The sequence below is a fragment of the Actinomyces succiniciruminis genome, assembly GCF_900002405.1.
In the GTDB taxonomy this organism is placed as follows: Bacteria; Actinomycetota; Actinomycetes; order Actinomycetales; family Actinomycetaceae; genus Actinomyces; species Actinomyces succiniciruminis.
Genome location: NZ_LK995542.1, coordinates 114,325 through 126,132, shown reverse-complemented (window position 1 = coordinate 126,132; position 11,808 = coordinate 114,325). Strand labels below are relative to the sequence as shown.

Annotated in this window: 8 protein-coding genes and 1 pseudogene; 6 read left to right on the top strand and 3 right to left on the bottom strand. The window is 66.0% G+C overall.

Going from position 1 to position 11,808, the window contains the following annotated elements:
- Positions 1–100 precede the first annotated feature (100 nt).
- The 6 genes from BN1056_RS13955 (at position 101) to BN1056_RS13930 (ending at position 6,797) form a co-directional block, all read left to right on the top strand.
- Positions 101–1,009 carry a carbohydrate ABC transporter permease gene (locus BN1056_RS13955; protein ID WP_210582222.1) on the top strand — a complete coding sequence of 303 codons (909 nt, stop codon included), beginning with the start codon at positions 101–103 and terminating at the stop codon, positions 1,007–1,009.
- Positions 1,010–1,022: 13 nt separating this feature from the next.
- Positions 1,023–1,964 (top strand): carbohydrate ABC transporter permease, encoded by a 942-nt coding sequence (locus BN1056_RS13950; protein WP_210582220.1) that lies wholly within the window; start codon positions 1,023–1,025, stop codon positions 1,962–1,964.
- 10 nt (positions 1,965–1,974) lie between these two features.
- The gene (locus BN1056_RS13945; protein ID WP_210582218.1) at positions 1,975–3,351 is read left to right on the top strand and encodes an ABC transporter substrate-binding protein; all 1,377 of its coding nucleotides are present in this window, start codon (positions 1,975–1,977) and stop codon (positions 3,349–3,351) included.
- A gap of 155 nt (positions 3,352–3,506) precedes the next feature.
- Positions 3,507–3,773 carry an HPr family phosphocarrier protein gene (locus tag BN1056_RS13940; RefSeq protein WP_073328472.1) on the top strand — a complete coding sequence of 89 codons (267 nt, stop codon included), beginning with the start codon at positions 3,507–3,509 and terminating at the stop codon, positions 3,771–3,773.
- A 657-nt stretch (positions 3,774–4,430) separates the two neighbouring features.
- A complete protein-coding gene (locus tag BN1056_RS13935; RefSeq protein ID WP_210582216.1) occupies positions 4,431–5,036 on the top strand; it encodes a ribonuclease H family protein in 606 nt (201 codons plus the stop codon).
- 1,266 nt (positions 5,037–6,302) lie between these two features.
- Positions 6,303–6,797, top strand: a complete 495-nt coding sequence (locus tag BN1056_RS13930; RefSeq protein WP_210582213.1) for an NUDIX hydrolase — start codon at positions 6,303–6,305, stop codon at positions 6,795–6,797.
- Positions 6,798–6,860: 63 nt separating this feature from the next.
- Here the strand turns inward: BN1056_RS13930 and BN1056_RS15150 are convergent.
- The 3 genes and pseudogenes from BN1056_RS15150 to pta form a co-directional block, all read right to left on the bottom strand.
- A pseudogene (locus BN1056_RS15150) lies at positions 6,861–8,103 on the bottom strand (IS1634 family transposase).
- A 350-nt stretch (positions 8,104–8,453) separates the two neighbouring features.
- Entirely contained in the window at positions 8,454–9,638 is a 1,185-nt protein-coding gene (locus BN1056_RS13920) for an acetate/propionate family kinase (RefSeq protein ID WP_210582211.1), read from the bottom strand.
- A 98-nt stretch (positions 9,639–9,736) separates the two neighbouring features.
- Complete coding sequence (pta, locus tag BN1056_RS13915; RefSeq protein WP_210582209.1) at positions 9,737–11,791, bottom strand: phosphate acetyltransferase; 2,055 nt, start codon at positions 11,789–11,791, stop codon at positions 9,737–9,739.
- Positions 11,792–11,808: the final 17 nt, after the last annotated feature.

Sequence of the window (11,808 nt, the reverse complement as noted above, 5' to 3'; positions counted from 1 at the left end):
AGGGTGCGCCGCCCGACCCTGGCCGCGTCGTCGCACCGGAGCGATTGACCACCAACCCGTATTTCCCGATCCAAATCCCGCCAGGAACGGAGTATCGCCCATGTCCACAGCGACCGCCGCCGCCGGACCGGCGCTGCGCAGGAAACCGAAGGACGACCGCCTACTCGGCATCGCCTTCATCATTCCCGCCGGCATCGGCCTGGTCGCCTTCTACATCTGGCCCCTGATCCGGGGCATCTGGCTGTCCTTCACCGAGTACAACCTGCTGACCCCGGAACAGTTCATTGGCCTGAGCAACTACAAGCGCATGATCGGCGACTCCATCTTCTGGAACGCCGTCAAGGTGACGCTGGAGTACGTGCTGATCAACATCGGCCTGCAGACCATCCTCGCACTGGTGATCGCCGTGCTCATGCAGCGGCTGACCCAGTCGACGCTGGTGCGCTCGATCGTGCTGACCCCCTACCTGGTGTCCAACGTCGTCGTCGCCATGCTGTGGCTGTGGATCCTGGACAACACGCTGGGCATCTCCAACGAGATCATCTCCGCCATCACCGGGGAGAGCGTCAACTTCTTCTCCTCCGCCCTGGCCATCCCCACCATTGCCCTGATCAACGTATGGCGGCACGTGGGCTACACCGCCCTGCTGATCTTCGCCGGGCTGCAGTCAATCCCGGAGACGGTCTACGAGGCCGGCAAGATGGACGGCGCCAGCGAGTGGACCATGTTCTGGAAGATCACGGTGCCGCTGCTGCGCCCCATCCTGGCCCTCGTGCTGATCATGACGATGATCGGCTCCTTCCAGGTCTTCGACACCGTCTCGGTGACCACCCAGGGTGGGCCGGTCAACGCCAGCCGCGTGCTGCAGTACTACATCTACGACATGGCCTTCGGCCGCTTCCAGTTCGGCTACGCCTCCGCCATGGCGGTGGGGCTGCTCATCGTGTTGGCGGCCATCACCATCCTCCAGTACCGCATGACCCGTGCGGGCGAGACGGACCTGGACTGAGAGGAGAGCAAACATGAGCGCTTTGACCACAACCGCCCCCGACGCGAGCCCCGCAGCCGAGAACCGCCGCACCCGCAAGAACGGCATCTCCGTGGGGCGGGTGATCGCCTGGATCTTCATGGCCCTGATCATCGTCATTACGATCCTGCCCTTCTACTGGGTGCTGCGCACCGCCCTGTCCTCCAACGCCGGGATCACCTCCGACCCCACATCGATCCTGCCGGTGGACATCAACCTGCGCGGCTTCGCCCGCGTGTTCGGCATGCAGTCCACCGAGGAGGCCCTGGCCGACGGCGGCTCCGGCGCCTCCATGAACTTCTGGATCTACCTGCGCAACTCGGTGATCGTGGCCACGCTGGTCACCGCCGGCCAGGTGTTCTTCTCCGCCATGGCGGCATACTCCTTCGCCCGCCTGCGCTGGCGCGGCCGGGACGCGGTGTTCACCCTGTTCCTGGCGGCCCTGATGGTGCCCTCGATCTTCACGCTGCTGCCCAACTTCGTGCTGGTCAAGCAGATCGGACTCATCGACAACCTGCTGGGCGTGGCGTTGCCGACCATGTTCATGACGCCGTTCGCGGTGTTCTTCCTGCGCCAGTTCTTCATGAACATCCCCCGAGAGCTGGAGGAGGCCGCCCTGCTCGACGGCGCCTCCAAGATCCGGGTGTTCTTCCAGCTGATCCTGCCGATGGCCAGCGCCCCGATCTCCACCCTGGCGATCATCACCTACATCACCGCCTGGAACGACTACTTCTGGCCCCTGCTGGTGTCCTACACGGACTCCTCCCGCGTGCTTACCGTGGCCGTGGCTGTCTTCCGGTCCCAGGCGCCCACCTCCGGCACGGACTGGTCCGGACTCATGGCCGCCACGCTCGTTGCCGCCCTGCCGATGCTGCTGCTGTTCATGGTGGCCGCCAAGCGCATCGTCAACTCCATCGGCTTCACCGGAATCAAGTGAGGAACGCGAGATGAACAACAAGCTCCTACTCACCCGCCGAGGCCTGCTGACCGGCGCGCTCGCCGGTGCCGGGGCGCTCACCCTGGCGGCCTGCTCCGGCGGTGACAATCAGACGAAGTCCAACACGATCGACTACTGGCTGTGGGACGCGAGCCAGGAGCCCGCGTATCAGGCCTGCGCGGACCGCTTCAAGGAGAAGACGGGTATCACCGTCAACATCACCCAGATCGGCTGGGGCGACTACTGGACCAAGCTGACCGCCGGCTTCATCGCCGGCACCGGCCCGGACGCGTTCGTCGACCACATTGCCAAATTCGCCCAGTTCGTGGACCTCGATGTGCTCGTGCCGCTGGACGAGCAAACCGCGTGGTCCGACGTCGACGAGTCCGCCTTCCAGGAGGGACTGTTGGACCTGTGGAAGGGCGAGGACGGACACCAGTACGGCTGTCCCAAGGACTGGGACACCGTGGCGCTGTTCTACAACCAGGACATGCTCGCCGATGCCGGTATCTCCGAGGAGGAGATCCAGACCTGCGACTGGAACCTGGAGGACGGCGGCAGCTTCGAGCGGATCCTGGCGCGCCTCACCGTTGACCGCAACGGGGTGCGCGGTGACGAGGAGGGCTTCGACCCGAAGCATGTGGCCGTCTACGGGCTCGGCATTCAGGACTCGGGCTCCAATGACGGTCAGACCCAGTGGAGCCCCTTCACCGCCACGGTGGGGGATTGGTACTACACGGACCAGGAGACCTGGGGCACCCACTACCGCTACGACGAGGAGGACTTCCAGCGCACCCTGGACTGGTACTTCGGGCTGGTGGACAAGGGCTACCTGAACCCCAACGGGGCCTTCTCCGACGCCACCAGCACCGACATTCAGCTCGGTTCGGAGTCCATCGCCATGGCGATTCACGGGGCGTGGATGTTCAACACCTTCGCGGGTCTGGACATCAACGTGGGCATCGCCCCCACCCCGATCGGTCCCAACGGCAACCGCGCCTCCCTGTTCAACGGCCTGGGAGACTCGATCGTCAAGGACTCCGACAAGGTGGACCTGGCCTCCCAGTGGGTCGCCTTCCTGGGCACCGCAGAGGCTCAGGACATCGTCGCCTCCTACGGGATCGTCTTCCCCGCGATCGCCTCCTCCACTGAGAAGGCCATTGAGGTGTTCGAGGAGACCGGGCTGTCCACCGACGCCTTCACCGTGCACCTGGAGGAAGGCGGGCAGACCTTCTTCTTCCCGCTGACCTACTTCGGTGCCGACGTCAGCGCGATCATGAGTCCGGCGGTGGACGCGGTCTGGGTGGATCGGGTCCCGGCGTCGACGCTCACCGGCTACAACGAGCAGGTCAATCTGCTGTTCGAGACCTCCGCTCACAGCGAGTGAAGGTCCAAGCCGTATTCGTGGCGACATTCGCAGCCGCGCAGCGGTGAAGTCGGGTAGTGTGAGCCTGACATCAGCCCTCGTGCTGGTTCGCATCGGCGCAAAGGTGCAATCCCTGCATCCCGCGCGCTGATCCCGGTTCTCTCTAAGGAGTACATATGGCCCAGGTCACCGCCACAATCGCCTCCAAGGTCGGCCTCCACGCCCGCCCCGCCGCGACCTTCGTTAAGGCCGTCGCCGAGAAGGGTGTTCCCGTCACCATCGCCAAGGAGGGCGGCGCCCCCGTTGACGCCTCCTCCATCCTGGGCGTCATGACGCTCGGTGCCGGCTTCGGCGACGTAGTCACCCTCGCCTCCGACGCCGATGGCGCCGACGGCGCCCTGGAGGAGCTCAAGGCCCTCCTCGAGACCGACCTCGACGCCTGACGCACTAACCGCACAAGACGCGCCACCTGCGCCCGCCTCCCTGAGACGGGTTCGCAGGTGGCGCGTCCTTTGCAGCGGGACGGCGCTGCGGCGATGGCCCTCGGGACCCACAAGGTCCCGGGGGCTTCGCTCATTTCGCCGGTTCCGTACCGTCGACAGGGGATTGTCGGTGTGAGTGTGGGTTGTCGGCGTGAACGTGGTGCTTTAGGTCGGCGTGTCGTGGGGAGGTCGGGTTGTCGGCGCGGATGTGTGTGGTTGGGGCGTGTTGTGGTCTGCCGGCTGGTTCGTTCGGCCGGGGTTTTGTGTGGGTGGTGGTGTCCGGCCTCGGGACTGGGGTGGCTTTGCACGACCCTGGGTGACACTGCACGACCCTGGTGCGCTTTCCACGACCCCGGGGTGGTCGTGCAACAGGCACCAAGGTCGTGGAACGCGGCCCGAGGTCGTGCAAAACACGGCCTGTGTTGGTGCGAGGCGTGCTGAATCATGCCCCACTGTTAATTGGCTCCTACTTTTCCCCGCCAAGTCAACGAAGAACCCTGATCCTGCACACATGTTTGCGCCGATAACTCGCCATATCGATGTACCTCGGTGCCTATTCGGCCGGCCTGCCGCAGTGAGGTGAGAGAGGACGGTGGACCGAGCCGGTAGGGTGCGCCCATGACGATCATTGCTGCGGCGGACGGCTCCGCCCTGGGAAATCCCGGTCCGGCCGGTTGGGCCTGGTATGTGGGTGAGGACTGCTGGGCCGCGGGCGGCTGGGAGAACTCCACCAATAATCGCGGCGAGCTGACCGCCGTGCTAGAGCTGCTGCATGCGACGGCGCAGGCGGGCCTGGCAGGCGAGGAACTGCTCATCCAGGCCGACTCCCAGTACGTCATCAACTCCCTGACCAAGTGGATTCATGGCTGGAAGAAGCGCGGCTGGCGCAAGGGCGACGGTAAGCCGGTCCTCAACGACGACCTCATGAAGCAGTTGGACGCGGCCATGCGCGGACGCAAGGTGCGCTTCGAGTGGGTACGCGGGCATGTCGGCCACCCCCTGAACGAGGCCGCCGACCAACGCGCCCGCGCCGCCGCCACCGCCTATCAGCGGGGCGGCAGTGTGCCGACGGGCCCCGGCTGGACCCGGGTGGCTGGTGCTGCGACGGAGCCCAACATGGAGGAGGCAACCGAGAGGGAGCCGCCGCGGCGGATAGCGGAGTCGGACGATGCGAGTTCAGGGCGAGCACAGCAGGCGCCTGCGGCCACCGGCACCCTCTTCTGACCAAGAACTCACGGGACGGCTGAATATGAATCGTCCCGGGTTTGATGGAGGCAACGTACGCACGGAAGGATCACTGCCGGGAGCGTTCAGAGGAAGTGCCCCGACGAGCTGCGTGAGCGGGCCGCCCGGATGGCGGTGAAGGCCCGCAGTCCCCTTCTCCTGGTGCCAGGGCGGTGCGTGATGACGCTCTTAAGAACGAGAACCAGGCACGCCCCGCAAGGACAGCCGCCGTGTGCTGGGGGCCCGCAAGATGCCTGCGATGCTGAACTGGACCCAGGGGAGACTTGGCGGCATGGCCTGGGGCTGGCGGGGCCGCTCGTGGGACTGAGACGGGCCATGGGCCTGCAAGGCCACCTTGCCGCGCCGAATCGCCCAGGACGATCCGCTCAGCTCCCTAGGATCAGTGCCTGGCAGGCCACCCGTGAGCCCGTGCGTACCGACCTGGCCCAGGGGTGCCCTGAAAATGGGCATCTGGCAGCTGGCAGTGTGAGGGCGCGGACCTGAAGGGCCTGAGCCCGCCACTCCGACCGAGGCGCGCAGTTCCGGGCGATCCGAGTGCGGGCAGGCCCTATCGGGTTGTGGCGCTGTGGCCCCGGTGGACTCTAAGCGCGACTCGTATGACGACGCTCTGGCTGAGGCTTTGATACTGGCTGTACAAGGCGGAGCCGATCCGGTGTCCACCACTACCTTGATGAGCATGGTCCCTGGGCGGGTATCGACGACGCCCGTGTTCGCCACCGCCGAGTCGGGCCACTGGTCGGGCAACATCCGTCCCCACTTCGCCATCGACAAACGTGGCCCCCCGCCCAGCGCGAGCAGACCTACACCCCATTACCAGGCGCCAACATCACCGACACCGACGGCACCACCACCATCACTGGCACTGTCTCTCAGACCGAGAGCGTCGGTGAGCAGACCACCGTCGACCAATCCGAGCCGGCAACCACCGGCGTCAGACAAAACACTCTTCACAAAATCCCGGGGCTTGACATAACGGATCTAAGTTATCGGCGGGCGAAGCGCAGTGCGTTGCGATAGCTCGCGGGCTGCTGCGAAGATGTCAGATACCAGTGTTGGGCGAAGCTACGAGCGACCTAGGTGCAGAGCTGGAACAACAGGTCATTAATCACCTGTGGCGAGAAGAGTCGCCGTTATTGTTGTGCCTCATCGTGCATCCGTTTTGAGGCTGTGCGAGTCAATGTTACGTTTGGATGGATGGTCGCTTCGTCGGGCCGGCGACCGGCGGAACAGGAACGGAGTTGAGGTTTGAAACTAGATATCGAACGCTACGCCGCGCGATTCAAAATGCCCGTCGTGTTGTACGTCGACGTGTATCCGTATACTTGGAACGGAAACGAATTACGGTTCTTGTGCTTGAAGCGACGGCACGACGTCGCGTTAGCCGGTCAGTGGCAGGCGGTGTCCGGAAAGATGGCTGAAGGCAGGAGCATATCCGAGAGTTTCTTAGATCAGGTTATGAAGAAGACCGGGTTCGCTCCTACGACGATATTGCCTCTGCAGCGTGTGACAACCTACTACAGCGTGGAATGCGACCGCGTGATGATGGTTCCGGCAGCAGCTGCAAGAATTGACAGCAGTTCGATCGAGATCGATCGAACACTGCATTGCGAATACGCATGGAAATGCGTCGCCGACGCCGAGAGGCTGCTGCCGTTTCAAACTCAAAAGACAGCTGTCCGCGAGATCTCCGAATGTCTATTGGCGAATGGTGGAGGGGAAGCGGGTATTGTTTCAATTTGACGGGCCAATGTCGCCATCCACCGACGGTGCCCAAAGAAGAACTCTTACCCGACTCGTGCCAGTTTAGTGCCCGGGGCTTAGGCTGTTGAGGATTCGCTGTGCGGCCGCGGTGAGCTGGGGTTGGGCGGTGACCCGGTGGCCGCTGATGCTGGCAGTTACTTCTTGAAGGGGCTTCAGGCCGCGGACGAGTCTTTTATCGCTGATGCCGGTGGCGGCTTGTTTATGGCGGCGGGCGAACTTGGTGGCCTTGGTCGCCGATCCCCGGTGAACACCGCCCGGGCCCGGTTGGCCTGAGCGGTCAGCGTCAAGTTGTCCCGGGCGAGCCTCTTGGCGGAATACGCCCAGATGGCCCGCGATGAGCCCGGATGTGCCTGCGGGGCCCATGCAGGCTCATCACGCAGCTTCTCGTCTCTCTCGGTCGAGCGCGCGAGCCTGTGCGTGGGGTGAGCGCGTCGATGGCCTGTCCATCAGCCAGAGCGTCCCCGTGCCGGCGGAGGTGGGCGGCCAGGTCCGCCGGCGGCTTGGTCATCCGCGAGCCAACGATGAACCCCATGCCCGCCTGATAAAGGGCTTGAAGACTACTGGCTGGGAGCATGCCGGCGTCGGGGACCATGACCAGGTGCTCAATCCCGGACCCCTTCCGGAAGTCCTCGATCATGGGGATTATCGTGCTGGTTTCGGCCTTGTTGCCCTTCCAGCAGCCTATCTGTAGTGGGAGCGGCCCTATCCAGCAGCAATCCCACGATGATCTGCGGGTCCACCCTGCGCTCCGGTAGCCGATCTGCCCGAGGGAGTCCTCCTTCTCAGCCTCGTAGCACAGGGACGTGACGTCATACGAGCATGGGGACAAATCTCCGCCGGCATTCGTGACCCGCGCAACGGGCCGGAGTCCTGAACCGTGTCCTCCTGGAGGCCGGCCGGACATCCAGGTCGCTGATGCGGGGTACCTGCTCCTTGCTGGTGGGCTGCGCCAGGCGGGCCGTCACCATCTGCCTAAACCCTTCAGCCCCACCGTGGCCTCGCCCAGGCTCAGGCGCTCGTACGCCTCGGACAGTACATCCCACAACACCGCCGAGCGCTTAGCCTCCACCGCCGGCGGAACCACGGCCTGGGCGGAGTCAGCAGCCAGGGACTCAAGCTCAAGAGCCCGCTGGCCCGATCGGACGGCGATCATGTCCCGCCCCGCCCCCATCAGGGCGGTGAGTCCCGCCTAATCATGCGCTGAACCCGGATGCTCCACAGTCCGGCGCACACCGTGCGTCTTGGCCACGATCTGCACCGCCGTGGCGCCCGACACGGCGGATATACGGGTTCACGCCCCACCGCCCTTCAGGTCACCGGGTTGGTGCCCGACAGCCACCAACCCGACCACGCCACACCAACGAAAAACCCTGAGCATTACGCCGTGCCACCAAAACTGGCACGAGTCAGGTCTTCCCTGTTCCGAACGCCTGCTGGCGGATGGACGCGACCGAGTACGTCCTGTCAGGCGGCTAGCGCCACTTTCGACAAGGCCGTCGTCCGCTGCGGGGTGTCCCAGCGACTGCTTGTTGCCGCTCAGGTACCACGATCCAAGGCGAGCACGTCTCTCATGCCGGCAACAAGCGCCTCAAGAGAGCCATGTTCTCCTGCCCGCTGGAGGCGGGGCCGGATCCGTCAGATGAGTGTCATGGCCTGGCGGGCGATGGCCAGCTCCTCGTTGGTGGGGTAGACCAGCACGGCGATGGCCGAGTCCGGGGTGGACACCAGGCGTCCCTCGCCGGAGCGGACGGAGTTCTTGTCGGCGTCGATCCGCATGCCCATGAATTCCAGGCGCTCCACCAGTTCGGCGCGCAGGCGGTCGTCGTTCTCGCCGATGCCGGCGGTGAAGGTCAGCGCGTCCAGACCGCCCATGACGGCGGTGTAAGCGCCCACGTACTTGACCAGACGGTGCAGGTAGATGTCCATGGCGTCGCGGGCGTCCTGCTCGCCGGCGTCGATGCGCTTCCACACCTCGCGCATGTCGTTGTCACCGGCCAGGCCCTTCATACCGGACTCGCGGTTGAACAGGTAGTCGATCTCGTCCACGCTCATGCCGGCCACGCGGCCCAGGTGGAACACCGCCGCCGGGTCGATGTCACCGGTGCGCCCGCCCATGACCAGGCCCTCCAGGGGGGTCAGCCCCATGGAGGTGTCCACGGCGTGGCCGGCCACAACGGCGGAGGCGGAGGCGCCGTTGCCCAGGTGCAGCACGATCTGCTTGAGGTCGTCGCGCCCAAGCATGCGTGACACCTCACCGGAGACGAACTGGTGGCTGGTGCCGTGCGCGCCGTAGCGGCGGATCGAGTACTTGTCGGCGACCTCGCGCTTAAGGGCGTAGCGGGCGGCCTCCTCCGGCAGGTCCTGGAAGAAGGCGGTGTCGAATACGGCCACGTGCGGCACGTCGGACAGCAACTCCAGGCCCACCTCGATGCCCTTGAGGTGGGCGGGGTTGTGCAGCGGGCCCAGCGGCACCAGTTCGCTGATCTTGGCGATCACGTCCTCGTCCACCAGGGCCGGGCCGGAGAAGTAGCGACCGCCCTGGACCACGCGGTGGCCCACGGCCACGATGTTCGCCTCGGACAGGGTCGGGCCCTTCTCGTCGAACAGGCGCAGCACCTCGGACAGGCCGTAGCCGTGGTCGGGCACCGGCTCGTCCAGCTGGGTCTTCTCCCCGGCGTGCCGGTGAATGATCGTGCCGGTCTCCTCACCGATGCGCTCCACCAGGCCCGAGGCCAGGGACTGGCCGGAGTCGGGGTCGACGAGCTGGTACTTGATGGAGGAGGAGCCGGAGTTGATGACAAGGACGGTCCGGGTGGTCACAATGAGCCTTTCATACGGTCGGGTTCTGACGGACGGGGAAACGGGATGGGATCCGGCCGAAGCCGGCAGTGCCCCGGCGGGGTCGCCGGGGCACTGGGTCAGGCCTGGGCCTGGACGGCGGTGATGGCGACCGTGTTGACGATGTCCTCCACCAGCGCGCCGCGGGACAGGTCATTGACCGGCTTGTTCAGGCCCTGCAGCACCGGGCCGATGGCGACGGCGCCGGAGGAGCGCTGCACCGCCTTGTAGCCGATGTTGCCGCTGGACAGGTCGGGGAAGATGAACACGTTGGCGCGGCCGGCCACCTCCGAACCGGGGGCCTTCTTGGCGGCCACGGTCGGGTCGATGGCGGCGTCGTACTGGATGGGGCCCTCCACGGCGAGCTCGGGGGCCTTCGCACGCACGATCTCGGTGGCCTCGCGCACCTTGTCCACGTCGGCGCCCTTGCCGGAGGTACCGGTGGAGAAGGACAGCATGGCCACCCGGGGCTCCACCCCGAACTGGCGGGCGGTCTCTGCGGAGGAGATGGCGATATCGGCCAGCTGCTCGGCGGTCGGGTCGGGGTTGACGGCGCAGTCGCCGTACACCAGCACCCGGTCCTCCAGCAGCATCAGGAACACCGAGGACACGATGGAGGTGCCCGGCTTGGTCTTGATGATCTGGAAGGACGGCACGATCGTGTGGGCGGTGGTGTGGGCCGCTCCGGAGACCATGCCGTCGGCGTCGCCCATGTGCACCATCATGGTGCCGAAGTAGGACACGTCCTGCACCCGGTCGCGCGCCTGCTCCAGGGTGACGCCCTTCTTGGCGCGCAGGCGGGCGAACTCGACGGCGTACTTCTCCAGCAGCTCGGGGTCGGTGGTGGATACGACGCGGGCCGCGGAGATGTCCAGACCCAGTTCGGCGGCGCGTTCCCGCACCGTGGCCTCGTCACCCAGCAGGATCAGGTCGGCGATGCCGCGGCGGGCGATGACGTCCGCGGCACGCAGAATGCGGTCGTCGTCGGGCTCGGGCAGCACGATGGTCTTGCGGTCGCCGCGGGAGCGTTCGATCAGCTCCGCCTGGAACATGATGGGGGTGACCACCTCGCTGGGCTCCACCTCCAGGGCGGCCAGCAGGCCGTCGACGTCGGCCTCCTGCTCGAAGGTGGTCACGGCGACGTCGAGCTTGCGGGACGATGCCTTGCCCAGCTCACCCTTCAGGGGGCCGGCGACGGAGGCGGCCGCGAAGGTGTCCAGCGGCGAGGTCATAACCGGCAGCGGCAGGCGCAGGCCCTTGATCAGGCGCAGCGCGTGCGGGGCCACCTCGAAGCCGCCGTTGAGGACCAGGCCGGAAAGGTTCGGGAAGCCGGCGGAGGCCTGCGCGGCCGCCAGCGAGATCAGGGCGGCGGAGCGGTCGGCGGGGACGATCACCACCTGCCCCTCATCCAGGCGCTCCAGCACGTGGGAGACATCCATGGCGGCGATCAGTACGCCCTCAGCCTCGCGGTCGAGCAGGGCCTCGTCACCACTGATGAGAGTGCCGTCGATTGCGTTCATCACCTCGCGTACGGAGGGGGCGCTCAGCAGGGGCACCTCGGGCAGGGTCGTGGTGGTTACGCCCTCCAGGTCGGCCAGGGCGGCGGCCACATCGGCGCGCGTGTCCGCCGGGCACTTGTTGGCCACGACGGCGACGGTGCGGGCGTGGTTGTCGGCGATCTCGGCCATGGAGACCTCCACGCTGCCGCGCACATCGTCGGGGTCGCCCTGCCCGGAGACCACCAGCAGCACGGGCACGCCGATGTTCGCGGCTACGCGGGCGTTGAGCTCCAGCTCGGGATTCCCGACGACGTCGGAGAAGTCCGAGCCGTCGATGATGACGACGTCGTGGTCGCGCGCGACGGCCCGGTAGGCGTCCACGATGCGGGACAAGGACTCGTCGGGATCGGCGTGGAACTCATCCCAGGTGACGCCGATGCACTGCGCTGCCGGGGTGGTGGAGCCGCAGCGGCGCAGCAGCAGGTCGAGGAAGGGCTCGTTGTCACGGGAGGCGACGAAGGGGCGGAAGACACCCACCTTCGCCACGACTTTCGTCAGGGAGGCGACCAGGCCCAGGGCCACGGTCGATTTGCCGGTACCGGCGTTGGGGGAGGCGATGTAAATGCTGCGCGCCACGGTTTAGCTGTCCTTCT

Excerpts from the sequence above, each read along its gene's own strand:
- BN1056_RS13955 (WP_210582222.1), top strand. The coding sequence starts at position 101 with ATGTCCACAGCGACCGCCGCCGCCGGACCGGCGCTGCGCAGGAAACCG.
- BN1056_RS13935 (WP_210582216.1), top strand. The coding sequence starts at position 4,431 with ATGACGATCATTGCTGCGGCGGACGGCTCCGCCCTGGGAAATCCCGGT.
- BN1056_RS13950 (WP_210582220.1), top strand. The coding sequence starts at position 1,023 with ATGAGCGCTTTGACCACAACCGCCCCCGACGCGAGCCCCGCAGCCGAG.
- BN1056_RS13945 (WP_210582218.1), top strand. The coding sequence starts at position 1,975 with ATGAACAACAAGCTCCTACTCACCCGCCGAGGCCTGCTGACCGGCGCG.
- BN1056_RS13940 (WP_073328472.1), top strand. The coding sequence starts at position 3,507 with ATGGCCCAGGTCACCGCCACAATCGCCTCCAAGGTCGGCCTCCACGCC.